General features: G+C 62.0%; 22 protein-coding genes. 14 read left to right on the top strand and 8 right to left on the bottom strand.

What is annotated here, in order from left to right; translation table 11 throughout:
- Positions 1-72: 72 nt before the first annotated feature.
- Entirely contained in the window at positions 73-558 is a 486-nt protein-coding gene (locus tag AB4N80_RS11415; RefSeq protein ID WP_305482232.1) for a CS1 type fimbrial major subunit, read from the bottom strand.
- Between the two features lie 427 nt (positions 559-985).
- Here AB4N80_RS11415 and AB4N80_RS11410 point away from each other — a divergent pair, with 427 nt between their 5' ends.
- The 4 genes from AB4N80_RS11410 (at position 986) to purT (ending at position 4326) form a co-directional block, all read left to right on the top strand.
- A complete protein-coding gene (locus tag AB4N80_RS11410) occupies positions 986-1564 on the top strand; it encodes a helix-turn-helix transcriptional regulator (protein ID WP_305468302.1) in 579 nt (192 codons plus the stop codon).
- A complete protein-coding gene (locus AB4N80_RS11405; protein ID WP_460082040.1) occupies positions 1561-2346 on the top strand; it encodes a siderophore-interacting protein in 786 nt (261 codons plus the stop codon). Before AB4N80_RS11410 ends, AB4N80_RS11405 begins: the two co-directional genes overlap by 4 nt.
- 240 nt (positions 2347-2586) lie before the next feature.
- A complete protein-coding gene (locus tag AB4N80_RS11400; protein WP_305468304.1) occupies positions 2587-3054 on the top strand; it encodes a preQ0 transporter in 468 nt (155 codons plus the stop codon).
- A gap of 90 nt (positions 3055-3144) precedes the next feature.
- Complete coding sequence (gene purT, locus AB4N80_RS11395) at positions 3145-4326, top strand: formate-dependent phosphoribosylglycinamide formyltransferase (RefSeq protein ID WP_460082037.1); 1182 nt, start codon at positions 3145-3147, stop codon at positions 4324-4326.
- 195 nt (positions 4327-4521) lie between these two features.
- On the opposite strand, the gene AB4N80_RS11390 is transcribed toward purT, so the two are convergent.
- On the bottom strand, positions 4522-6936 hold the full coding sequence (locus AB4N80_RS11390; protein WP_305468307.1) for a glucose/quinate/shikimate family membrane-bound PQQ-dependent dehydrogenase: 2415 nt from the start codon (positions 6934-6936) through the stop codon (positions 4522-4524).
- 498 nt (positions 6937-7434) lie between these two features.
- Here AB4N80_RS11390 and AB4N80_RS11385 point away from each other — a divergent pair, with 498 nt between their 5' ends.
- Together AB4N80_RS11385 and AB4N80_RS11380 are read left to right on the top strand one after the other, a co-directional pair.
- Positions 7435-7665, top strand: a complete 231-nt coding sequence (locus AB4N80_RS11385) for a VF530 family protein (RefSeq protein WP_003205228.1) — start codon at positions 7435-7437, stop codon at positions 7663-7665.
- Between the two features lie 6 nt (positions 7666-7671).
- Complete coding sequence (locus tag AB4N80_RS11380; RefSeq protein WP_122567145.1) at positions 7672-8325, top strand: Pr6Pr family membrane protein; 654 nt, start codon at positions 7672-7674, stop codon at positions 8323-8325.
- Between the two features lie 209 nt (positions 8326-8534).
- Here the strand turns inward: AB4N80_RS11380 and AB4N80_RS11375 are convergent, their stop codons facing one another.
- The 3 genes from AB4N80_RS11375 to AB4N80_RS11365 are packed head-to-tail and all read right to left on the bottom strand — an operon-like array spanning position 8535 to position 9880.
- The gene (locus AB4N80_RS11375; protein WP_018603343.1) at positions 8535-8744 is read right to left on the bottom strand and encodes a DUF1289 domain-containing protein; all 210 of its coding nucleotides are present in this window, start codon (positions 8742-8744) and stop codon (positions 8535-8537) included.
- Complete coding sequence (locus tag AB4N80_RS11370; protein WP_060740825.1) at positions 8741-9265, bottom strand: gamma carbonic anhydrase family protein; 525 nt, start codon at positions 9263-9265, stop codon at positions 8741-8743. Before AB4N80_RS11370 ends, AB4N80_RS11375 begins: the two co-directional genes overlap by 4 nt.
- 15 nt (positions 9266-9280) lie before the next feature.
- Positions 9281-9880: a CoA pyrophosphatase gene (locus AB4N80_RS11365; protein ID WP_122567146.1), complete on the bottom strand. Its 600-nt coding sequence runs from the start codon at positions 9878-9880 to the stop codon at positions 9281-9283.
- Positions 9881-10026: 146 nt separating this feature from the next.
- On the opposite strand from AB4N80_RS11365, the gene AB4N80_RS11360 reads away from it, so the two are divergent.
- The 3 genes from AB4N80_RS11360 (at position 10027) to AB4N80_RS11350 (ending at position 12559) form a co-directional block, all read left to right on the top strand.
- Positions 10027-10578, top strand: coding sequence for an NUDIX hydrolase (locus tag AB4N80_RS11360; protein ID WP_122567147.1), 552 nt, complete (start codon positions 10027-10029; stop codon positions 10576-10578).
- Positions 10579-10619: 41 nt separating this feature from the next.
- Positions 10620-11126: a L,D-transpeptidase family protein gene (locus tag AB4N80_RS11355; protein ID WP_053124801.1), complete on the top strand. Its 507-nt coding sequence runs from the start codon at positions 10620-10622 to the stop codon at positions 11124-11126.
- Positions 11127-11767: 641 nt separating this feature from the next.
- Positions 11768-12559, top strand: coding sequence for a scabin-related ADP-ribosyltransferase (locus AB4N80_RS11350; protein WP_436278739.1), 792 nt, complete (start codon positions 11768-11770; stop codon positions 12557-12559).
- A gap of 248 nt (positions 12560-12807) precedes the next feature.
- On the opposite strand, the gene AB4N80_RS11345 is transcribed toward AB4N80_RS11350, so the two are convergent.
- Entirely contained in the window at positions 12808-13164 is a 357-nt protein-coding gene (locus AB4N80_RS11345) for a DUF6124 family protein (protein ID WP_122567149.1), read from the bottom strand.
- Positions 13165-13406: 242 nt separating this feature from the next.
- Positions 13407-13889 carry a hypothetical protein gene (locus tag AB4N80_RS11340; protein ID WP_354336306.1) on the bottom strand — a complete coding sequence of 161 codons (483 nt, stop codon included), beginning with the start codon at positions 13887-13889 and terminating at the stop codon, positions 13407-13409.
- Positions 13890-15597: 1708 nt separating this feature from the next.
- Here AB4N80_RS11340 and AB4N80_RS11335 point away from each other — a divergent pair.
- Genes AB4N80_RS11335 through nagE form a run of 5 tightly spaced genes read left to right on the top strand, consistent with a single transcriptional unit; the run spans position 15598 to position 22773 of the window.
- Positions 15598-16329 carry a GntR family transcriptional regulator gene (locus AB4N80_RS11335; RefSeq protein WP_053124812.1) on the top strand — a complete coding sequence of 244 codons (732 nt, stop codon included), beginning with the start codon at positions 15598-15600 and terminating at the stop codon, positions 16327-16329.
- 17 nt (positions 16330-16346) lie between these two features.
- Positions 16347-17453 carry an N-acetylglucosamine-6-phosphate deacetylase gene (nagA, locus tag AB4N80_RS11330; protein WP_122567152.1) on the top strand — a complete coding sequence of 369 codons (1107 nt, stop codon included), beginning with the start codon at positions 16347-16349 and terminating at the stop codon, positions 17451-17453.
- Positions 17434-18456, top strand: coding sequence for an SIS domain-containing protein (locus AB4N80_RS11325; protein ID WP_460082025.1), 1023 nt, complete (start codon positions 17434-17436; stop codon positions 18454-18456). Before nagA ends, AB4N80_RS11325 begins: the two co-directional genes overlap by 20 nt.
- A gap of 54 nt (positions 18457-18510) precedes the next feature.
- Complete coding sequence (gene ptsP, locus AB4N80_RS11320; protein ID WP_305482226.1) at positions 18511-21024, top strand: phosphoenolpyruvate--protein phosphotransferase; 2514 nt, start codon at positions 18511-18513, stop codon at positions 21022-21024.
- A gap of 33 nt (positions 21025-21057) precedes the next feature.
- Positions 21058-22773 carry an N-acetylglucosamine-specific PTS transporter subunit IIBC gene (gene nagE, locus AB4N80_RS11315; protein WP_122567155.1) on the top strand — a complete coding sequence of 572 codons (1716 nt, stop codon included), beginning with the start codon at positions 21058-21060 and terminating at the stop codon, positions 22771-22773.
- A 344-nt stretch (positions 22774-23117) separates the two neighbouring features.
- Here the strand turns inward: nagE and AB4N80_RS11310 are convergent, their stop codons facing one another.
- Positions 23118-23429, bottom strand: a complete 312-nt coding sequence (locus tag AB4N80_RS11310; protein ID WP_122567156.1) for a YqfO family protein — start codon at positions 23427-23429, stop codon at positions 23118-23120.
- Between the last annotated feature and the right edge of the window lie 3 nt (positions 23430-23432).

The following is a 23432-nucleotide window of genomic DNA, read 5'->3' as shown; positions in this document are numbered from 1 at the left end:
CGGCTGGGGAGAACCGGCCGGCCTGCGGCGATGCCCGTGGGCGAGGTGAAACTCACCGGGCAGCGAATGGCCTTACGGGCGCGGCACGGCGTCGAAGACGACGGTCATGTCGGCGGTGTACAGGCCGTTCTGGGTAGCCAGGGGCGTGGCCGCGACGATGGTCATGTCAGCCTGGGTGCCTGGGGTGGAGGTGGCATCGTCCACCACTTCCTGCGGCGTGGCGGTCAGGACGACGCCGTTGAAGGCAGTGGTCAGGGCGATGGAGTTGCTGCCGTTGTACAGCGCGGCCGGGCCGCCTTCGATGTAAGCGTTTACCGAGCCTTCGGTGTTCTTCACGTCATAGGTCTGGCGCAACGAAGTCAAGGTGCCGCTGACCGTGTTGTAGCTCATGGTTTCATCTTTACCGAAGTCCGGGTTGCGCGGCTGCACATGGAACTGCTGGGTCGGGATGTTCGCGGTGATGTGGATGGAGGAGCGTGCATCATCGTCAGCGAATGCCAGCGAAGAACCCAGGGCAGCGGCGACCAGGGCAGTACCGGATACGAGTTGTTTGAGCATGTTGTTAACACCTGTTCTTAGCAATAAAGAGAAAAGGTTGAAATGGCAGACCAAGCGCAACTTGGCCCGTCCCTCCAACGCCGTGCATGATCGGCGCTCTTTAACTAAAAAAAAGCAGGCAATTTCCTATAGGCTTGTAGTAAATCGGGCATACGAAAGAGCGAAAAATACGCAATTTTTGATAAAACATAAGTTTGGCTGTAAGAAACAGCCCACATTTTAAGCCTACAACATTTTTATCATTACAAATGTATGCGGCCGCACCCCGCATACATTGGGCATTCATGTAAGGTCACTTCCTGAAACCAAGTAACCCGCCGCAAAAAACAAGATATATCTTAGTTTGCGAAAAATCATTAAATCAAAAGATATATCTTTTATTCAAGGTATATCTGATTGCTATCTATATGCAGAACGGAGACAGCATATGAACGCCCTTTATTCTCATTCCGATTCTTCCTCCAAACGCGAACACGACGGTTTCGAACGACGCCCGACAGGCTCGCGTGGCAGCCGGGCGCCGCGGGTCTTCGCCGCCGGTGATTTGAAAGTGTTGTTGCTGGCGCTGATTGCCGAACAGCCGTGCCATGGCTATGACCTGATCCGTCGGATCGAGCACATGTTCGAGGGCGCCTACAGCCCCAGCCCCGGTGTGATCTACCCGACACTGACCTTCCTGGAAATGAACGCCATGATCAGTTGCGGCGTCGAAGACGGAAAAAAGTGCTACAGCGTGACCGATGCCGGACGTCTATCTCTTGAGGACCAGGCCGTGGCGCTGGATGAGGTGCGTACGCGCATTGAAATCAGCAAGCGCACGTTGCGCGGCCATGATCGTCCCCCGGAAATCCATGAAGCGGTGTATAACCTGCGCCATGCCCTGCAAAAGCACCATGGCCACTGGAGCCCGGAAGAAATCCGGCGGGTGCGCGACCTGCTCGACGCCACCGCCAAAGCCATCGTCGACGGCCCCGACCGTCCCTCTGTCTCGGAGTCAAGCCAATGACCGAAGTCGATCCAAACACCATTCACCGTGTCAGCCACGAGATCAAACGCCGTCGCCTGCAAGTGCTGCGGGTCGAGGACCTGACCCCGCGCATGCGCCGCATCACCGTCGGCGGGCCGGAGCTGGCCGGGTTCGTCAGCCTGGGCACCGACGACCACGTGAAATTGCTGTTCCCGCAGAACGCCGAGGAACAGGCCGCCCTGGAAAACTTCAGCCCTAGCGCCGGTAAGGCCCAGGGCCCGATGCCCGAGATGCGCGACTACACCCCGCGCCGCTATGACCTGGACACCCTGGAGATGGACATCGATTTCGTGCTCCACGGCGACGGCCCGGCCGCGACCTGGGCGGCCCAGGCGGCACCAGGGCAATACCTCAACATCGCCGGGCCCCGGGGCTCGATGATCGTGCCGGATATCTTCGACAGCTACCTGTTGATCGGCGACGAAACCGCCCTGCCCGCCATCGCCCGCCGCCTCGAAGGCCTGGCGCCCAACCGCCGGGCCCTGGTGGTGGTGGAAGTGGAAAACGGCGCCGAGCAGCAAGTGCTCCAAAGCCCGGCACAGGTGCAGGTGATCTGGGTGTTGCGCGAAGGCCGCCAGGACAACCTGCTGCGAACCGTGCAACAGCTGGAAATGCCCGGCGGCAAGCTGTACACCTGGGTCGCGACCGAGAGCAAAGTGTCGCGGCAGATTCGCAAAGTGTTGCTGGAGGAGAAAGGGTTGGACCAGGACTTTGTGAAGGCGGTGGGGTATTGGAAGCTGGAGGGCAGCGAGGAAGATTGAGGGACGGGCGGTGGCTGAAGTACCCTTCACCCACTGACTGAACACAACCCTCTTGAGAGCAAGGCTTCTGGGAGCATGGTTTCTGGGGGCAAGGCTTCTGTGGGAGCAAGGCTTGCCCGCGATGAGGACGATGCGGTCTCTCAGAAATCGAGTCGCCTGTTTCGCGAGCAAGCTTTGCTCCCACAGGGCCATCGCTGTCCTTTAATGTCTTGATCAACCTTCCACCAGGTACTCCTTCCCATGCTTTTCCTGCTCGCCTACATCAGCAGCGTCGTGCTGATCAACTTCGCGTTTTCCGCCGCGCCGCACCTGGACATCATCTGGTCGGCCTGGGGCGGGCTGGTGTTTATCCTGCGGGACATGGTGCAGACCCGTTTCGGCCATGGCGCCATCGTGGCGATGCTGGTGGCGCTGGTGTTGTCCTATGTCACCTCGGACCCGACCATCGCCCTGGCCAGCGCCACGGCGTTCGCGGTGTCCGAGTGCGTCGACTGGCTGGTGTTCACGATCACCAAGCGTCCGCTCCATGACCGGTTGTGGATCAGTTCGGCCTTGAGCATTCCCCTGGACACGTTCATCTTCTTCGGTCTGATCGATGCCCTGACGCCCGCCGTGGTGATCACCGCCCTGCTCTCGAAATTCGCCGGGGTGACCGCCGTCTGGCTGATCATGGCCTGGCGTCTACGCAAACAGGCCGTCGCCGGCTGACGCGGTTCATGTAAAATGCCGCGCTTTCTCCCCATGGGAAGCTCGCCCGGCGCGCGCCCCGATGATCCGCTCCTGTTTGAGGACCTTCAGATGACCCGTATCGGAACCCCATTGTCGCCCACCGCGACCCGCGTTTTGTTGTGTGGCAGCGGCGAGCTGGGCAAGGAAGTGGTAATCGAACTGCAGCGCCTGGGCGTCGAAGTGATTGCCGTGGATCGCTACGCCAACGCGCCGGCCATGCAAGTGGCCCACCGCAGCCATGTGATCAACATGCTCGACGGCGCCGCCCTGCGTGCGGTGATCGAAGCCGAGAAGCCGCACTTCATCGTGCCGGAAATCGAAGCCATCGCCACCGCCACCCTGGTGGAACTGGAAGCCGAAGGCTTCACCGTGATCCCTACCGCCCGCGCCGCGCAATTGACCATGAACCGCGAAGGCATCCGGCGCCTGGCCGCCGAAGAACTGGGCCTGCCCACATCGCCGTACTTCTTCGCCGACACCGTGGACGACTACCGCAAGGCCGTCGAGACCCTGGGCTTCCCGTGCGTGGTCAAGCCGGTGATGAGTTCCTCGGGCAAGGGCCAGAGCCTGCTGCGCAGTGCCGATGACGTGCAGAAAGCCTGGGACTACGCCCAGGAAGGTGGCCGCGCCGGCAAGGGCCGGGTGATCATCGAAGGATTCATCGATTTCGACTACGAAATCACCTTGCTCACCGTGCGTCACGTGGGCGGCACCACCTTCTGCGCTCCGGTCGGCCACCGTCAGGAAAAAGGCGACTATCAGGAATCCTGGCAGCCCCAGGCCATGAGCCCGAAAGCCCTGGCCGAATCCGAGCGCGTGGCCAAGGCGGTGACCGAGGCCTTGGGTGGTCGCGGCCTGTTTGGCGTCGAGCTGTTCATCAAGGGTGACCAGGTGTGGTTCAGCGAAGTCTCGCCGCGCCCCCATGACACTGGCCTGGTGACGCTGATTTCCCAGGACCTGTCGCAGTTCGCCTTGCACGCCCGCGCCATTCTCGGCCTGCCGATCCCACTGATCCGCCAGTTCGGCCCGTCGGCGTCGGCGGTGATCCTGGTGGAAGGCCAGTCGATCCAGACCGCGTTCGCCAACCTGGGCGCGGCCCTGAGCGAACCAGACACCGCCCTGCGCCTGTTCGGCAAACCGGAAGTCAACGGCCAGCGCCGCCTGGGCGTGGCCCTGGCTCGCGATGAGTCCATCGAAACGGCCCGCGCCAAGGCGACCCGGGCTTCCCAGGCGGTGAAGATCGAGTTGTAAGCAGTATCGCTTGCCTCATGGTGATCTGTGGGAGCAAGGCTTGCCCGCGATGAACGATAACACGGTCCACCTGAAGACCAGGGCGCCAGCATCGCGAGCAAGCTTTGCTCCCACAGTCAACTTGGGGTGACATCGGGCTAAAGAAAAAGGCGACACCCGCAAGGGTGTCGCCTTTTTCATGAGCGCCGGTTTTGCTTAATCCGGCAGTTTGTAGGCAATCACATAATCACCCTGCTGGGTCCCCAGGGAACCATGACCGCCCGCAACGACCAGCACGTATTGCTTGCCGTCCTTGCCGGTGTAGGTCATCGGCGTGGTTTGGGCGCCGGCGGGCAGGCGGCCTTCCCACAGTTGCTTGCCGTTTTTCACGTCGTAGGCGCGCAGGTACTGGTCCAGCGTGCCGCTGAGGAACGCCAGGCCACTGGCGGTGGTGAAGGGGCCACCCAAGCTCGGAACACCCATGCTCAGCGGGATCGGTACCGGCGAGCTGTCACGCACGGTGCCGTTCTTGTGCTTCCACAGGGTCTTGTTGTTGGTCAAGTCCACGGCCGCGACATAACCCCACGCAGGTGCCTGGCAAGGCAGGCCCATGGGCGAAAGCAGCGCTTCGAGGATTACGCCATACGGCGCGCCTTTGTTTGGCTGCACGCCTTCGGTTTCGCTCTTGCGACCCGGGCCGCCGGCCACTTCCGCCGCTGGCACCAGTTTTGACTTGAACGCCATGTAGCTCGGGTTGACGAAGGCGATCTGGCGCACCGGGTCCACCGAAATGCCGCCCCAGTCGAATACGCCGAAGTTGCCCGGGTAGACGATCGAGCCTTGCAGCGACGGCGGGGTGAACATGCCGTCATAGCGCAACGACTTGAAGTCGATCCGGCACAGCATCTGGTCGAACGGGGTCACGCCCCACATGTCGCGTTCCTCGAGGACCGGCGGCACGAAGTTCAGGTCGGACATCGGTTGGGTCGGCGAGGTGTGATCGCCTTCCACCGCGCCTTGCGGCACCGGGATTTCCTTGATCGGCACGATCGGCTGACCATTGCTACGGTCCAGCACGTAGATGCTGCCCTGCTTGGTCGACGCCAGTACCGCCGGTTTCACGCCGTCAGCGGTCTTCAGGTCCATCAGGGTCGGTTGACCACCAACGTCCATGTCCCACAGGTCGTGGTGGGTGAACTGGAAGTACCAGCGCACCTTGCCGGTGGCAATGTCCAGGGCGGTCAGGCCGGCGGCGTACTTTTCCGATTCCGGGGTCCGAAAGCCACCGAACTGGTCAGGGGTCTGGTTGCCCATCGGCAGGTAGAGCATGCCGAGTTTTTCATCGACGCTGAACATGGACCACATATTCGGCGAGTTGCGGGTGTAGGTCTGGCCTTCGGCAATCGGCGTGGTGTCGTCCGGGTTGCCGCTGTCCCAGTTCCACACCAGCTTGCCGGTGTGCACGTCGTAGGCGCGGATCACACCGCTGGGTTCGTCGGTGGAAACGTTATCGGTGACGTGGCCGCCGATCACCACCAGGTTCTGGGTGACCGCCGGTGGCGAGGTGGAGTAGTAGCCGCCGGCCGTGAAGCCGCCGATGTTGGCGGTCAGGTCGACCTGGCCCTTGTCGCCAAAGTCTTCGCACATCTTGCCGGTGTCGGCGTTGAGGGCGATCAGACGGGTGTCGGCGGTCGGCAGGAAGATCCGTCGTGGGCACACGGTGCTGGCCGGCGTGGTGCTGGCGGTGCCGGTGGGGCTCTGCTCGGCGGAGGCGTACACGGCGTCATCGTGGTAGGTCACGCCACGGCAGGTCATGTGGGCCCAACCCTTGAAGTTTTCCGCTTTTTGCGTGGAAAGCTTCGGATCGAAACGCCAGATTTCCTTGCCAGTTTCAGGCTCCAGGGCAATCACCTGGCTGTGAGGCGTGCACACGTAAAGCATGCCGTTGACCTTCAGCGGGGTGTTTTCCGCAGTGGTTTCACCCGGGTCGTTCGGCCCTGGCAGGTCGCCGGTGCGATAGGTCCAGGCTTGCTTCAGCTTGCTGACGTTCTCGGGGGTGATCTGCGCCAGCGGCGAATAGCGGTCGCCGTGGGCGCTGCGCCCGTAGGAGTTCCAGTCGCCATCCGGCATGGCCGGTGCGGTGTTGGTCATGCCCGGCACGCTGTCGCGGTCCAGTTGACCCTTGATCTCACCCGGGTTGGTGAACTGGCTGGCGAGCGCGGCGATACCGGCGATGACCACGGCGGCGCCCAATGCGCGGGTACCCATGGTCGAGGCATCGGCGGTCAACAGTGGGCGGCGGAACCACGGCAGCAACATGACGATGCCCAGGGCAAACAGCATCGCCAGGCGCGGCACCAGTTGCCACCAGTCCAGGCCCACTTCCCACAGTGCCCATACGGTGCTGGCGAACAGCACCAGTGCGTACAGGCCCAGCGCCGCGCGACGGGCCATGATCAGCAGCACGCCGGTCAGCGCCAGGCCGATACCGGCCAGCAGGTAATACAGCGAGCCGCCAAGCGTGCTCAGCTTGACTCCCCCGGCCAGCAGGGCCAGGCCCATCAATAGAAGCAGAATGCCGAGCAGGCTCGGTAGCAGACGGCTTCGACTCAAAGCACCCTCAGTGCTCATAGTGTGATTCTCCGTGACGTTTTAAGGAGTCCCGCGCAAGTAGTCACTGTAGATGACGATCTTGAGGGGGCATGGTTCAGTTGAAAAAGGCAAATTGGCTGCCGCGATCCCTTGTGGGAGCGAGCTTGCTCGCGATGGCGGCGTGTCAGTCGGCTTCAATGTTGAATGTGCGATGGCTATCGCGAGCAAGCTCGCTCCCACAGGTGGTCACCGAGACAGCGCTGTCTTTCAGGGCAGGACATTGAGCATTCATCAGATCTTTTCAACAGGAATGAGCTGGACGCAGAGGCTTCAGCACAACAGAAGAAGCGTTTCAGCAGGCGGCGCAAGGATAATGTCCTGATCTCAATAGAGAAAGGGCTTTTGTTGACATGGATCATCTCGGATTCGGTAACAGTGCGCCTGGCTCTAGAGCCCCACGATGAAGGCTATGCTTCCACCACAAGAGCACCTCGGCTAAGGTGCGCGGCTTTACCCTTTTTCGCGCGAAGGCCTCCCATGACCGAACCCAACAACAACCCGCTGCACGGCGTGACGCTGGAACAGATCCTCAACGCCCTCGTGCAGCACTATGAATGGTCGGGCCTGGCTGAACGCATCGATATCCGCTGCTTCAAAAGCGACCCGAGCATCAAGTCGAGCCTGACCTTCTTGCGCAAGACGCCTTGGGCGCGGGAGAAGGTCGAGCGCCTGTACATCAAGTTGATGCGCACCAAACGGCCGGTCTGAGCCGCCGTGGGAATTGATAGAGGTCCTCGCCTCACCCTGCGCCAGCGCTTCGTGTCGGTGACGGCGCTGCTGGCTTGGGCGGGGTTGAGCATCCAGTTGTATCTGATCCTGCTGGGTCGTTGGGAGCTGGGCGCGAGCCTGCTGGGCGGGTTGGTGAGTTTCTTCAGTTTCTTCACGGTGCTGACCAACCTGTGGGTGGCGGTGGTCCTGACCTGGGAACTGACCCCTCGCCCATCCCCGGCCCGCCGCTGGTTCCTGCAGCCCAGCGTACGCAGCGGCGTCGCAGTGAGCATCGCCCTGGTCAGCCTGGCCTACAACCTGCTGCTGCGCCACCTCTGGCAACCCGAAGGCTGGCAGTTCGTGGCCGACGAATTACTGCATGACGTGGTGCCCTTGCTGTACATCGCCTATTGGTGGCGGTGGGTGCCCAAAGGCAGTTTGCGCCTGGGCCACATCGGGCTGTGGATGGTTTATCCCTTGGCCTATTTCGCCTATGTTTTGCTGCGGGGAGATTTACTGGCGGCCTACCCCTACCCTTTTATTGATGTGGCGAGCCTGGGTTATCCACAGGTTTTCATCAATGCTGGGGGGATATTGGTGGGGTTTGTCGGGATTGCGTTGGGGGTGGTGGGGGTGGATCGGTGGGCATCTTTGAAATAGAGGCCTATGCAGAGCATATAGCTGTGTGAGCCGAACCTGTGTGAGCCGAACCTGTGGGAGCAAGGCTTCTGTGGGAGCAAGGCTTGCCCGCGATAAGGACGATGCGGTCTCTCAGAAATCGAGTGGCCTGCATCGCGAGCAAGCTTTGCTCCCACAGATAGGTGTCCCACAGATATGTGGGACACAGGGTTTGTGTTCACAAGTGGACATCACCGCCTAGCCGGCAACATCCACACCAGCCCACTGGCCTTGGCCCGTTCATGACACAGCGCCAAAACCCCGCGCCGCTCCTCGTTGTCCATCCGACTCCACCGGGTGATTTCCGCCACGGTGCGCTGGCAGCCGGTGCAGATGTCGTCATCATCCAGCGCGCAGATGTTCACGCAGGGCGAAGGCACCGGCCGTTCAGGGGCGCTCATGGTTCCTGCTCGGCCAGGTCGCGGGCATAGCGCTGGGAATTGTGCACATAGTGCGCCGCGCTGGCCACGAGCATGTTCTTCTGGGCTTCGGTCAATTCACGCACCACCTTGCCGGGGGAGCCCATCACCAGCGAGCCGTCGGGAATCTCCTTGTTTTCACCGATCAGCGCGTTGGCGCCGATGATGCAGTGCTTGCCGATCTTCGCGCCGTTGAGGATCACCGCGTTGATGCCGATGAGGCTGTAATCGCCCACCGTACAGCCATGGAGCATGGCGTTGTGGCCGATGGTCACGCCAGTGCCGATGGTCAGTGGATACCCCATGTCGGTGTGCATCACCGTGCCGTCCTGCACATTGCTGTCCTTGCCGATCAGGATCAGTTCGTTGTCGCCGCGCAGCACGGCGTTGAACCAGACATTGGCACCCTCTTCGAGGCGGACCTTGCCCACCAGCGTGGCGTTGGGCGCGACCCAGCTCTGTGGGTGGGTTTCGACACGGGCATCGCCCAGGCGATATTTCATTAGGATCCTCGGGTATCAGGTATTGATGTAGCTTTTGGGCGGCGTGTGCAAGTCGATGCCGGCGTCGTACAGCAGGTTGACCAACTCGACGATCATGATCGCCGTCAGCCCCCAGATCTTGTACCCCTCGAAACGATAGCTGGGCACGTACCAACTGCGGCCCTGGTAATCGATCCGGTGGGTGTGTTCGCGCGGATCCTTGCGGAAAAACTCCAGCGGCACGCTGAACACCGCCGCGATCTCGGCATCGTTGGCCTGGTATTCGACGTAGTCCGGAATCACCCCGACATACGGCGTGACCTTGATGCCATGGAGCGAGATCAACGGGCTGAGGGGGCCGATCACTTCCACCAGGCCGGGCGGCAGGCCGATTTCTTCCTCGGCTTCGCGCAGGGCGGTGAAGATCAGGTCCGGATCTTCCGGGTCGCGACGCCCGCCGGGAAACGCCACTTCGCCGCCATGGGTCGAGAGCCCACTGGCGCGCAGGGTCAGTACCAGCTCCGGTTCATCGCTGCGGGTGATCGGCACCAGCACCGCGGCTTCAGGGAAACGTTGGTCGGTCTGCAGATCGTGCGGGGTATGGTTGCTTACTCGATGCAGTAGCTCGTCCAGCATGAGACTTCTCGATTTATTCGCTACCTTGCATCATGCACCAATCGTTCAAGCGGCCCAACCCCCGCACCGCGTCGTGTCGCGAAACGACAACTTGCCGACACCGGCCCGCGCACGCCAAGATAGGCGCAGCATTCAGGAACCCAAGCATGAAATTCTGCAGCCAGTGCGGTAACCCGGTGACCCAGCGCATACCCGAAGGCGACTCGCGCCTGCGCTTTGTCTGCGACACGTGCCACGCCATCCATTACCAGAACCCCAACATCGTGGCCGGTTGCGTACCGACCTGGGGCAGCAAAGTCCTGCTGTGCCGGCGCGCCATCGAGCCGCGGCGCGGTTACTGGACCCTGCCGGCGGGCTTCATGGAGAACGGCGAGACCATCGAACAGGCCGCCGTGCGCGAAACCGCCGAAGAGGCCTGCGCCCGGGTGCGAAACTTGAGCATCTATACGCTGATTGACGTACCGCACATCAGCCAGGTACATGTATTCTTCCGCGCCGAACTGGTGGACGAGGATTTCGCCGCCGGGCCCGAGAGCCTGGAAGTGAAGTTGTTCGAAGAAGCGGACATTCCCTGGGACGAGCTGGCTTTCCGTACGGTGGGCCGCACCCTGGAATATTTCTACGCGGACCGACGCAGCGAGGACTACCCTGTGCGTTGCGAATCGATCCCGCCACTGGCTCAGCCTGCCAATACATAAAAAATCAATATAGCCGCGACACCTCTAGGGATACCGTTTCAATGCGCTGGTTGCTTGTCCTGTTCTGCTTGTCGTTCACCGCTGTGTCCCAGGCCGCCGCCGTGGGTACCTACAACGGCAAGGTCATCGAAAAAGTGCTGGTGCTCAAGTCCGCCCATCAATTGCAATTGATCAACGACGGCAAGCCGCTCAAGACCTATCGCATCTCCCTGGGCAAGGGCGCCAAAAAAGGCCCCAAGCTGATAGAAGGCGACAAGCGTACCCCCGAAGGTTTTTATTGGCTGGACTGGCGCAAGACCAGCGACCGCTTCTACCTGTCGATGCACATTTCCTACCCCAACATCAGCGACGCCGCCCGCGCCCGCCGCGAAGGTGTGGAGCCAGGGGGCATGATCATGATCCATGGCACGCCGGATTCGGAAGAGAACCCTGAGCAGTTGTTCCATACGCTGGACTGGACCGACGGCTGCATCGCCATGCGCAACGTGGACATGCGCGAAGTCTGGAACCTGGTGCCCGATGGGACGATGATCGAGATTCGGCCGTAACGCTATTGTCTTGCGGCGAGGCGCTTCTGTGGCGAGGGAGCTTGCTCCCGCTGGGTTGCGCAGCAACCCCAAGGCAGGCCACTCAATCTGCCTGACACACCGCATTTGTCAGATCTCAGGGCCGCTTCGCAGCCCAGCGGGAGCAAGCTCCCTCGCCACAGGGAACGGTGTCGATCAGCTTTTGTTACAAGTCCAGGCACCGCAACGCAAGCCCCTCCCCCCGCCTTGATTTACCCTTAGAACTGATGCGGTGGCTCGACGCCCCGCAGAATCCAAAGTGAGATGTGTCACGTCGATGCATAGGCAGTCATGACGTATGTGATTCGACGGGTTTCACCGTTCAGATAAGGCATCAAATCATGACAACCCATAACAACTTCATACGGGTAACTGCTGTCGCGGCAGTGGTGTTCGCAGGTATGTGGCAACCGGGCGCAGACGCGTGGGGAGCCGATGGAAAAGAGGAGCCGTGGTATACCGCCTGGCTTCAGGTCGCGGCGGATTCGAGCGTGGATATCCGCAAGACCACGCCCTGGTTGCGCTGGCGTACCGACATGGACACGCTCTACCGGGGCGATACGACGGGTCAGGGCCTCAGTGCCTTCACCCAGGGGCTGTTGCCCAAAGCCGATGGCACTCCCGTGGAGCAATGGGGGTACGACTGGATCACCCACGCGAGCGGAAGCGCAGGGACGGTGTTCAGCAGCGCAACCCGCAATCAACTGATCGCCCAGCACTACGCCAGCGAGTGGGTGTACGAGTTCAGGGCCCCCCACGGAATCGATCAGGTGCAATCGGGGGGGCCCTTTCCCGGTGAGGAGGAAATCAGCTACCCGGGCGGGGTAAAGGCGCACTTTATCAAGCAGGCCTGCAAGGCACACAATCTTGCCGATTGCAGGACGAACCCAAACTACCGGGAGCCCACCGGCCACGAGACGATGCGGGAGGTCGCGGTGATGGCCATCGACTGGAACCGGCTGACGCCTCGAGAGGGTTTGGCATGGGTAAAGTCCCAGGAATCCCTTTGGGCCGTCGGCTCTACGAAGGTCAACCCCGTGCAGGGCGCGGATGCGCTTACCAACGGGTTACGGGGCTTGAACTCTTTGCCACCGAACTTGAGATTCGCGATGTATCAGGAGGATCATCTGGCGCAATCGATCGTTGTGGCATTTCGCGACTATAGCGAAGCCAAGCTCTGGGCCACCCAGGAAGCCTCGAACGGCGGCTGGGTCTATGAAGTCAGGCCCAACAGCGTGGCGGTGGATTTGTCGGTACGTAACGCGGGTTCCCGTGAAGGCGCCTTCGCGTTCATCGGCGGTATCAAGGGAGGCTTGTTGATGAACGCCCGGCGTTTCGAGAAAGGCGTGAGTGAACCGGTCGAGTGCATTGGCATAGAGAAAGAAGTTTGCCGGCGCGAAAACATCCACCAATAGTTTTCCAGCCTCGCGGTGCAGTCAGGTTGGTTGATGCTGTTTACTCAAGGCTCGTGTGAACCATTGTGGCGAGGGAGCTTGCTCCTTCGCCACAGGATCGGTGTTCTGCCGGTTTTTTTGTGTTCGTCTTTCGATTTATCGCGAGCAAGCTCGCTCCCACAGGGGGGTGTGTGGACCACAGGATTTGTGGTCGACACCAGTCCCTTGTGGGAGCGAGCTTGCTCGCGATGGGGGCGGCACTTATGGCATCAAGTCCGAAGCTCAACCCGGTCCAAGGCCTTGTTCGCCAACAATGTCCCCAGCTCGATCATCTGTGACACGCCTAAAGCCACATGCCGTCGCGAACCTTCCAGGCCAAATGCCAGGTCGTTGAGCATCGCATTGGCCGAGGCCAGGGTTTCGCTGAGGTTGGCTAGCAGGGCTTCGGTGTCAACGCTGTCCGATACGGTGAACAACTGCACAGAGGGTTTGGGTTCTGGTTCGCTGTCGTCGGGTTTGAGGTAATGGTCCATCGCGCGGTCGGCGGCTTCTTTCAGCTTGTCGGGGGCGTAGTCGCCGTAGGGGAAGGTGGAAGCGGGTTTGGGAGTATCAGAATCATTTTTCAATGGAAGCTCCTTTCATCTAATGGAGCCCAGGACAAAACGTCCGGGCCTGTTGCCCCTTGATTTTTTCGGACGGTCAAACCCGGTCGCTGAATTGGCAGCGACACCCAAAGGCTAGAGCCCTCACTTCCTAGGGACAACCTTAAAAACATGTCGGAAACTTCGAGGCGTCTGACAGACCAAGAGATGATGATTCACACAACAAAAAACCGGCCTAAGCCGGTTTTCGAGGATGACATTTGGGTTTACACAAACGCTGCGCGCTGCTCAGCCTCATAATGCCGAGTTTGAAAAGGCAAGAGGGTTTGCACCTTCAAGCCAAGACCTTCATTCAGTCCCCAAGAGAGAGCAAGTTCATCACGGCGTTTGCGAAGCGCAACAGCAGCCTGAGGAGTAATTTCTTGCTTGGGCGCCGAACGCAAGAACAGCTCAAGAGCCTTAAAGACTTCCGACACACGGCTATCCGTTACGCATGGAAAACAGGTGAATCGTTCGAGTAAATAACCTGCACGACGAACCTCGATTTCATCAGTGCTCTGGCTCAGAAAAGCCTGGGTTGTACTTATCAAGTCCGAGTTGGAGTACCAGACAGCGCTCGCTGCGCTCACAAGTGCAGCATCATCTGCTTGGTTCAGTGGGCTTTTGACCAAGGTCTCGAGAGCAAACAGAAGGCCCCGGCTGTTCACAGCTATCTCCATTTGTATTCCCTGATAATTGAAAGCAGGCATATCGACAACACTATCCAAAGGTTGAAGCCGCCGCTTCCGAGAGACAACCTGGGAAACTTGTCGGAAACTTCGGTGCGTCTGACAGACCATCCATCTGATCAGGGATGTTTCGCACAAATTTCAGATAGGCTTTTTTGGATGGGATTGAGTACATATCCATTGCTGCGGTAACGGCTACTTAAGGTTCCGCCCTGACGGCGGGTCACTTTCGAAAAGCCCGGAAGCCGGCCCAGTCGAAAGTAACCAAAGCGCTTCTGCCCCACCACTCGGCACCTCGCTTAGGCTCGGTGTGCCCTCACTCCGGCATTGCTCCGTGGGCCCGCCGCGAAGGGCCATCCATGGCCCAGCGCGGCTATCCCGGCATCCATGCCGGGATGCCCACTCCGCAATGCCTGCGTTCGGCCAGCGTGGTTAACGGGGCGCTGAGATCAACGTCCACCCCACCACGAGGCGGCCTGATAGCCGACCTGGTTCTGGGTGGATCCGCGTTTCTCCTGTGGGAGCGAGCCTGCTCGCGATGAGGCCGGCACTTATTGCATCAAGCTATCCACGGTCCTGTGGCGAGGGGATTTATCCCCGTTGGGCTGCGCAGCAGCCCCCTGGGCAGGTCACTCAATTTGCCTGATGCAACCGGGTTGTCCGGTTTGGGGCCGCTTCGCGCCCCAGCGGGGATAAATCCCCTCGCCACAGGGGGCTCACTGTGTTCATTGGTATTTTTATTCGTCTTCCGATTTTTCGCGAGCAGGCTCGCTCCCACATTCAGTCCTCAGCGGACACAGCCTCTATGTCCAACACAGACCCTTTGTGGGAGCGAGCTTGCTCGCGATGAGGCCAGCAAACCCAATATCCATGTGACTGAACCACCGCCATCGCGAGCAAGCTCGCTCCCACATTGGATTTTCAGCCGCCACAACACTCATATACGCCGCAAACACCTTGTGGGAGCGGGCTTGCTCGCGAAGAGGCCAGTACATTCAACATCCTCGTTGGCTGTTATGCCGCCTTCGCGAGCAAGCCCGCTCCCACAGGGGAATCGGAGTACGACTGGGAGAGCCAGGTCGGCTGTCAGGCCGCCTCGCGAGCAAGCTTTGCTCCCACAGATCTGACGGGTGTACGACTGGGTGAGCCAGGTCGGCTATCAGGCCGCCTCGTGGTGGGGTGGACGTTGATCTCAGCGCCCCGTTAACCACGCTGGCCGAACGCAGGCATTGCGCAGTGGGCATCCCGGCATGGATGCCGGGTTAGCCGCGCTGGGCCATGGATGGCCCTTCGCGGCGGGCCCACGGAGCAATGCCGGAGTGAGGGCACACCGAGCCTAAGCGAGGTGCCAAGTGGTGGGGCAGAAGCGCTTTGGTTACTTTCGACTGGGCCGGCTTCCGGGCTTTTCGAAAGTGACCCGCCGTCAGGGCGGAACCCTAAGTGGCCATTACCGAAGAAACGGATATACACACCGCCCAAAAAACAAACTACTAAAAATAAATATCAAATTTCAAACCCCCGCCCCATGCATACCACTGACCTCTAAAAACGCTGTAATTCAACACCCCACCTCCACCACCCTAATACCACTTAAAAAACAACCCTTAGAAACCCCCATAAAACACTAGCCAACCCCAAAAAAGCACCGTTGACATGGTATTCAAGTGGTATTAGCTTCCACCCCAATCACCGAGCGACAACGCCCACAAAAACCGCATCGGACAAACAAATGAACAACATCCTGACCCTGCGCCCCGACGACACCCAACCCACCCCGCTCTACCTGCAACTGGCCCGCAACCTGGAAGCCGCCATCCACGCCGGCCAGTGGAAAGCCGAGCAAGCGATGCCGTCCGAACGCAGCCTGAGCGAGCAACTGGGCATTTCCCGGGTCACCGCCCGCAAAGCGCTGGAAGTGCTGTTCGAACAAGGCCTGATCCGCCGCAACCAAGGCTCGGGAACGTTCATCACCCCGCGCCTCGAACAACCGCTCTCGCGCCTCAGCGGCTTCAGCGAAATGCTCCGCCTCAAAGGCTTCGTGCCCGGCTCCCAATGGCTGGAGAGAGAAATCACCCCGCCAACCCACGAAGAACTGATTCGCCTGGGCCTGTCGCCCACGGACAAAGTCGCCCGGCTCAAACGGCTGCGCAAGGCCGACGACACGGTCATGGCCATCGAGATGAGCACCCTGCCCGCCTCGATCATTCCCAAGCCACAGGCGGTAGGCGATTCGCTGTATGAATTCCTCGACGGCATCGGCAAACCGGTGGTACGCGCCCTGCAACACATCCAGGCCATCAACGCCTCGGACGAGTTCGCCGCCCTGGTGGGCATCGCCCCCGGCACCGCGATGCTGCTGATGACCCGGGTCGGCTACCTGGAAGACAACACGCCCATCGAAGTCACCGATACCTATTGCCGCAACGACTACTACGACTTTGTCGCAGAGTTGCGGCGCTAGACGATCAGAGAATCCCAATGTCCGAAGACAACATCCTCACCGCCAACGGCTGGATACGCGGCCGCCTGGTCCATGAACACGGCAAGGTCGTGTCCATCGACGGCCAACCCTGCGACCCGACGAGCAACGACCTGCCCTACCTGCTGCCCGGCTTCATCGACCTGCATGTGCACGGCGGTGGCGGCAAGGACATCATGGAAGGCGCGCCGGCGTTCGAAACCATTGCCCGCACCCATGTGCGCTTCGGCACCACGGCGCTGCTCGCCACCACCATGACCGCGCCGAGCGAAGAAATCGCCAGCGTGCTCAAGGCCCTCGGTGAGTTTTGCGAACAGCGGCCCAGCGGCAGCGCACGCGTGTTGGGGGTGCATTTGGAAGGTCCCTATATCAACCCCGGCAAACTCGGCGCCCAACCGAACTTCGCCCACACCGCGTTGATGGCCGAAGTGGAGACCTACCTGGGCCTGGCACCGATCCGGGTAATCACCATCGCGCCGGAGATCGCCGGCCACGACGCTTTGATTCGCACCCTCAGCGCCCGGGGCGTGCGCATGCAGATCGGCCATACCCTGGGCAGTTATGAAGAAGGCGTCGCGGCACTCGCCGCCGGAGCCAGCAGTTTCACCCATTTGTATAACGCCATGAGCCCGCTGCATCACCGCGAACCGGGCATCGTCGGCGCGGCGCTGGCCCATGCGCAATATGCCGAGCTGATCCCGGATCTGCTGCACGTGCACCCCGGGGCCATGCGCGTGGCCTTGCGTTCGATCCCGTGCCTGTATTGCGTCACCGACTCCACCGCCGCCGCCGGCATGCCCGACGGCGAATACAAGCTGGGCAGCCACACCGTCACCAAATGCCTGGGCGGGGTGCGCCTGGCCGACGGAACGCTGGCCGGCAGCACCCTGACCATGGACCAAGCCCTGCGCAACCTGGTGAAAATCGGCCTGCCCCTCGACGAAGCCTCGCAACGCCTGTCGCAATTCCCCGCCGACTACCTCGGCCTGCCCGAGCGCGGACGCCTGCAACCCGGCGCCTGGGCCGACTGTGTGCGCCTTGACCGAGCCCTGAACCTGACCGACGTGATGGTCGAAGGAGAAGCCATTGACTTCCAAAATGCTTGAAGAGGCCCTGAGCTCGTGCGACGCCGTCGAGCGCCAATTGCAGCGATTGGACCCGGCCCTGCAGGAAATTGCCGGGCGCCTGCGCCGTCAGCCGCCGCAAGTGGCGATGACCGTGGCCCGTGGCAGCTCCGACCACGCCGCCAGCTACTTCGCCTACCTGACCATGCAACAACTGGGTTTGCCGGTGGCCTCATTGCCGATGTCGGTCGTGACCATGCAACAGGCGCCGCTGAAGGTCAGCGGCCAGGTGGCGTTCGCGTTCTCCCAATCGGGGCAAAGCCCGGACCTGGTGAACAGCCTGCGTCTGTTGCGCAAGCGTGGCGCGTTGAGTGTGGCGATGGTCAACGCAGAGGATTCTCCGCTGGAGGCAGCCTGTGAATTCAGCGTGCCCTTGTGCGCCGGCATCGAAAGCAGTGTCGCCGCCACCAAGAGCTTCATCGCCACCCTCAGCGCCAGCGCGCGCCTGGTAGCCCATTGGAAAGACGATGCCGAGTTGCTTGAAGCCGGCACCGCGCTGCCCGCAGGCCTGCGCGATGCCGCGAGCCAGGATTGGAGCGCCGCGGTCGAAGCCCTGCGCGACTGTCAGCGCTTGATGGTCATCGGCCGTGGCGCCGGGTTCGCCATCGCTCAGGAAGCGGCGCTCAAATTCAAGGAGACCTCGGCGATCCAGGCCGAAGCCTTCAGCAGCGCCGAGGTCCGCCACGGACCGATGGCGTTGATCGACGAGCATTACCCGCTGCTGGTGTTCGCCCCCCGCGGTGCCGAGCAGGCCGGCGTGTTGAGCCTGGCCGCCGACATGCGCCAGCGCGGCGCTCGGGTGCTGCTGGCCGCGCCCGATGACATCGCCGAGCGTGACCTGACGCTGGTCCGCGCCGAACACCCGGCCCTGGACCCGATCCTGGCGATCCAGAGTTTTTACCGGATGGCCGCCAGCCTGGCCGAGGCCCGAGGCCTGGACCCGGACCAGCCACGGCACTTGAGCAAGGTCACCCGGACCCACTGAACCGACGGCTTTCTTTTAATAGAAGGCCAATGAGATTTCGAAGAGAGCGAGCCCATGTCCAACAACAATAAAGAGCTGACCCTCAGCGCCCCGCTCAGCGGGCCGGTGCTCACCCTCGCCAACGTCCCGGACGCGGTGTTCGCCAGCGGCGCCATGGGCGACGGGATCGCCATCGATCCGCTGAACGACACCCTCTACGCCCCCTGTGACGGCGAAGTGATCCACGTCGCTCGCACCGGCCACGCCGTGACCTTGCGGGCCGACAACGGCGCCGAACTGCTCCTGCACCTGGGGCTGGACACCGTCGAGTTGCAGGGCGACGGGTTTTCCATGCTGGTCAAGGAAGGCACGCGGGTCAGCAACGGCCAGGCGCTGCTGCGTTATGACCTGGACAGCGTGGCGCAGCGCTGCAAAAGCCTGGTCAGCCTGCTGATCATCACCAATGGCGAGCACTTCCTGGCTCGGCCCATTACCCTCAAAGGGGTCAAGGTCGGCGAGCCATTGCTGCACATCGTCGCCAAGACACCGGGTGAAACACGCGACGATGAGCCGGACATCGGCATTGAAGTGTTCGGCCAGGTCCGTATCGCCCATCGAGGCGGCCTGCACGCGCGGCCGGCGGCCTTGGTTCGCCAGACCGCCCAAGGCTTCAAGAGTCGCTCGCACCTGCACTTCAGCGGTCGATCGGCGTCCTGCGACAGTGTGATGGGCATGATGGGCCTGGCGATCACCGAACAGGCCGAAGTGCACGTCAGTTGCCGTGGCAGCGATGCCGAAGCGGCGTTGCAAGCGCTGCTGACCACCCTGTCCACCGCCCTGGCCGAAGAGGCCCACGCCGAAGCGCCGCCGGCCAAGGCACCCAGCCGTAGCGCCGAAGACGGTGTGCTGCTCGGCGTATGCGCCGCGCCCGGCCTGGTGAGCGGACCGCTGGTTCGCTTGCAAGGCATTCAGTTGCCCGAGGATGGCGGGGGTCACGACGTCACCGAACAACGGCAACGGCTGCGCGATGCCTTGGCGCACGTCAGTCGCGAGATCCAGTTGACCCTGGAAAACGCCAAGGCCCGACGTCACGTCGATGAGCAAGCGATCTTCAGTGCCCACCTGGCGTTGCTGGAAGACCCGGTCCTGCTGGACGCCGCTGACCTGTCGATCGAGCAAGGTTGCGCCGCGCCCCACGCCTGGAGTCGCTCCATCGACGTGCAGTGCCAAGTGCTGCGGCAACTGCAAAGCACGCTGCTGGCCGAGCGCGCCAATGATCTGCACGACTTGCGCCAGCGGGTCCTGCGGGTGCTGTTGGGGGAAGCCTGGCAATTCGACGTACCGACGGGCGCCATTGTTGTCGCGCAGGAGCTGACCCCGTCGGACCTGTTGCAACTCAGTGCCCAGGGCGTGGCCGGTGTGTGCATGGCCGAGGGCGGCGCGACGTCCCACGTGGCGATCCTCGCCCGTGGCAAAGGCCTGCCCTGCCTGGTGGCGTTGGGCGAGGCACTGCTTGCACTGGCGCCGGGGCAATCGGTGGTGCTGGACGCTGACGGTGGCCGCCTCGAACTCAAGCCAACCGCCGAGCGCCTGGCGCAGGTGCAGCAAGCACAGACCCGACGCGCAGCCCTGCGCACCCAGCAACAGACCCTCGCCCACACGCCGGCGCGAACCGTCGATGGGGTGGAGGTTGAAGTCGCCGCCAACGTAGCCTCCAGCGCCGAAGCCAATCTGGCCTTCGCCAACGGCGCCGATGGCGTTGGCTTGTTGCGAACCGAATTCCTCTTCGTCGACCGCCACACCGCCCCCGACGAAGAAGAGCAACGCCAGGCCTATCAGGCCGTGCTCGATGCCATGGGCGACAGGCCGGTGATCATCCGCACCATCGACGTCGGCGGCGACAAACAACTGGACTACCTGCCGCTGCCGGCTGAAGCCAACCCGGTGCTCGGCCTGCGAGGCATTCGCCTGGCCCAGGTGCGCCCGGAACTGCTGGATCAACAACTGCGGGCCCTGTTGCAAATCCGCCCGCTGCAGCGCTGCCGGATCTTGTTGCCAATGGTCACCGAGGTCGACGAACTGCTGCACATCCGCCAGCGGCTCGATGCCTTGGGCGCCGAACTCGGCCTCAGCGAACGCCCGCAATTGGGGGTGATGATCGAAGTACCCGCCGCCGCCCTGCTGGCCGAACAACTGGCCGAGCACGCGGACTTCCTGTCCATCGGCACCAACGACCTGTCCCAGTACACCCTCGCCATGGACCGCGACCATGCAGGTCTCGCCGCCCGGGTCGATGCCCTGCACCCGGCGCTGTTGCGGCTGATCGCCCAGACCTGCGCCGGCGCGGCGAAGCACGGGCGCTGGGTCGGGGTATGTGGAGCCCTGGCCTCCGATCCCTTGGCGACGCCAGTGCTGGTGGGCCTGGGGGTGCGCGAGCTGTCGGTCAGCCCGCCCCAGATTGGCGAGATCAAGGCGCGCGTGCGCCAGCTCGACACCGTCAAGTGCGCGTGCCTGAGCGCCGAATTGCTGAACCTGGCCAGTGCCGCCGCCGTGCGCCAGGCCTGTCATCAACACTGGCCCCTGGGCTGAGCCCCGTCGAACAACAATAAAAGGAGAGACGCCATGTACCAGCATTTCATTGAAGGTCTGCAACGCCTTGGCCGGGCGCTGATGTTGCCTATCGCGATCCTGCCGATCGCCGGCCTGCTGCTGCGCCTGGGTGACACGGACCTGTTGAATATCGCGATCATCCACGACGCCGGCGGAGCGATTTTCGCCAACCTGCCGATGATCTTCGCCATTGGCATCGCCGTGGGTTTCGCCCGGGACAACAACGGCACGGCGGGGCTGGCCGGGGCCATCGGCTACCTGGTCATGATCGCGACGCTGAAGGTGCTCGACGCGACCATCAACATGGGCATGCTCGCCGGGATCATCAGCGGCCTGTTGGCCGGTGCGCTGTACAACCGCTTCAAGGACATCAAGCTACCGGAGTACCTGGCGTTCTTTGGCGGCCGGCGCTTCGTGCCGATTGTCACCGGTTTCAGCGCCGTGGGCCTTGGCCTGGTGTTCGGCCTGGTCTGGCCGCCGATCCAGCACGGCATCAACAGCTTCGGCGAGCTGCTGATGGCCAGCGGCAGTTTCGGCGCGTTCGTCTTCGGCGTATTCAATCGATTGCTGATCGTCACCGGCTTGCACCACATCCTCAACAACATGGCCTGGTTCATCTTCGGCAGCTTTACCGACCCGACCACCGGCGCGGTGGTCACCGGTGACCTGACCCGTTATTTCGCCGGCGACCCCAAGGGCGGCCAGTTCATGACCGGCATGTTCCCGGTGATGCTCTTCGGCCTGCCCGCCGCGTGCCTGGCGATGTACCGCAACGCCCTGCCCCAGCGCCGCAAAGTCATGGGCGGGATTCTGCTGTCCATGGCGCTGACCTCGTTTCTGACCGGTGTCACCGAACCGATCGAATTCGCCTTCATGTTCCTTGCGCCGCTGTTGTACCTGGTCCACGCGCTGCTCACCGGCCTGTCGATGGCAGTGACCAATCTGCTGGGCATTCACCTGGGTTTTACCTTCTCCGGGGGCTTTATCGACATGGTCCTGGGCTGGGGAAAATCCACCAACGGCTGGTTGGTCGTCCCGGTGGGCCTGGCCTACGCAGCGATCTATTACCTGGTGTTCGACTTCTGCATCCGTCGCTTCGACCTGAAGACGCCGGGGCGTGAAGAGGTGCCGGCGGGCGACAAACCGGCCATCGCCGAAAACCAGCGCGCCGCTGCCTACATCCAGGCCTTGGGCGGCGCTGACAACCTGATCACCCTCGGCGCCTGCACCACGCGCCTGCGACTGGACCTGGTGGATCGCAACAAAGCGTCCGACGCCCAGCTCAAGGCCCTCGGCGCCATGGCCGTGGTCCGCCCCGGCAATGGCGGCAGCCTGCAGGTGGTGGTGGGGCCGATGGCCGACAGCATCGCCGACGAAATCCGCTTGGCGTTGCCCTCTTCCGAACGGCCAACCAACGCGCCCGTGGCCGCCGTGGCTGAGCCTGCCCTACCGACCGTCGTCTCTGAAGCCGAAGCGCAGCAATGGCTCGCGGCCCTGGGCGGTGGCGCGAATGTGGTGCAGCTCGATTGCGTGGCGATGAGCCGTTTGCGGGTGCAGTTGGCCGATGGCAAGGGATTGTCGGAAAGCCAGCTCAAGGCGCTGGGTTGCCAGGGTGTCAGCTCGCTGGAAGATGGTGTGTGGCACTTGTTGTTGGGGGAGAAAGCGCCGGGGTTGTGGCGGGCGTTGGAGGCGGCGGTGCTGAGTCGTAAGGCAGATGTCAAAGCCTAGATCTTCCGCTACTTGATAGTCCGCCATCGCGAGCAAGCTCGCTCCCACAGGGTTCGGTGTCGATCACTTGTTTTGTGAACAACACAAACCCACTGTGGGAGCGAGCTTGCTCGCGATGAGGCCGGCACACACCCAACACTTCTGACAGCCCACCCCCTGTGGCGAGGGGATTTATCCCCGCTGGGCTGCGCAGCTGCCCTAAACCAAGCACCTCGGTATGTCAGGCAAATTGCGTTTGGTTGTTTTGGGGCTGCTTCGCAGCCCAGCGGGGATAAATCCCCTCGCCACAACAATAAAAAACCCGCTGAATCAATCAGCGGGTTTTTCATTCAGGCGCCAGGGGATCAGAAATCCTCCAACCGCCACACTTCATACGCCGGTGTCTCGTAGGGATGGCTCTGTTTCAGCGCCTCCACCACGGGGCGGATCAACTCGTCGGCCACGACAAGCTCCACTTTCCATTCCTCGACCTGCTCGACCTGCCCCGCCTCGCCAATGAACGGCTGGCTGCCGTCCAACGGGCGAAACTGGCCCAGGCCCAACACTTGCCAGGCGCAGTGGTCATAGTCGCCAATTCGCCCGCCACCGGCGGCGAACACAGCGCTCTTGACCTCGTCCACATGGCTGGCCGGGACGAAAAAGCAGAGCTTGTACACCGC

It is taken from the genome of Pseudomonas sp. H3_A02 (assembly GCF_054671965.1).
This window is presented reverse-complemented; position numbering and strand designations above follow the sequence as displayed.

Bases quoted from the DNA above. Each gene is read 5' to 3' on its own strand.
- AB4N80_RS11405 (WP_460082040.1), top strand. From the start codon at position 1,561: ATGACCGAAGTCGATCCAAACACCATTCACCGTGTCAGCCACGAGATC.
- AB4N80_RS11375 (WP_018603343.1), bottom strand. From the start codon at position 8,744: ATGAGCGCCCCTGAACGGCCGGTGCCTTCGCCCTGCGTGAACATCTGC.
- nagE (WP_122567155.1), top strand. From the start codon at position 21,058: ATGTACCAGCATTTCATTGAAGGTCTGCAACGCCTTGGCCGGGCGCTG.
- purT (WP_460082037.1), top strand. From the start codon at position 3,145: ATGACCCGTATCGGAACCCCATTGTCGCCCACCGCGACCCGCGTTTTG.
- AB4N80_RS11365 (WP_122567146.1), bottom strand. From the start codon at position 9,880: ATGCTGGACGAGCTACTGCATCGAGTAAGCAACCATACCCCGCACGAT.
- AB4N80_RS11390 (WP_305468307.1), bottom strand. From the start codon at position 6,936: ATGAGCACTGAGGGTGCTTTGAGTCGAAGCCGTCTGCTACCGAGCCTG.
- AB4N80_RS11335 (WP_053124812.1), top strand. From the start codon at position 15,598: ATGAACAACATCCTGACCCTGCGCCCCGACGACACCCAACCCACCCCG.
- AB4N80_RS11415 (WP_305482232.1), bottom strand. From the start codon at position 558: ATGCTCAAACAACTCGTATCCGGTACTGCCCTGGTCGCCGCTGCCCTG.
- AB4N80_RS11385 (WP_003205228.1), top strand. From the start codon at position 7,435: ATGACCGAACCCAACAACAACCCGCTGCACGGCGTGACGCTGGAACAG.
- ptsP (WP_305482226.1), top strand. From the start codon at position 18,511: ATGTCCAACAACAATAAAGAGCTGACCCTCAGCGCCCCGCTCAGCGGG.
- AB4N80_RS11340 (WP_354336306.1), bottom strand. From the start codon at position 13,889: ATGCCTGCTTTCAATTATCAGGGAATACAAATGGAGATAGCTGTGAAC.
- AB4N80_RS11370 (WP_060740825.1), bottom strand. From the start codon at position 9,265: ATGAAATATCGCCTGGGCGATGCCCGTGTCGAAACCCACCCACAGAGC.
- AB4N80_RS11360 (WP_122567147.1), top strand. From the start codon at position 10,027: ATGAAATTCTGCAGCCAGTGCGGTAACCCGGTGACCCAGCGCATACCC.
- AB4N80_RS11400 (WP_305468304.1), top strand. From the start codon at position 2,587: ATGCTTTTCCTGCTCGCCTACATCAGCAGCGTCGTGCTGATCAACTTC.
- AB4N80_RS11355 (WP_053124801.1), top strand. From the start codon at position 10,620: ATGCGCTGGTTGCTTGTCCTGTTCTGCTTGTCGTTCACCGCTGTGTCC.
- nagA (WP_122567152.1), top strand. From the start codon at position 16,347: ATGTCCGAAGACAACATCCTCACCGCCAACGGCTGGATACGCGGCCGC.
- AB4N80_RS11410 (WP_305468302.1), top strand. From the start codon at position 986: ATGAACGCCCTTTATTCTCATTCCGATTCTTCCTCCAAACGCGAACAC.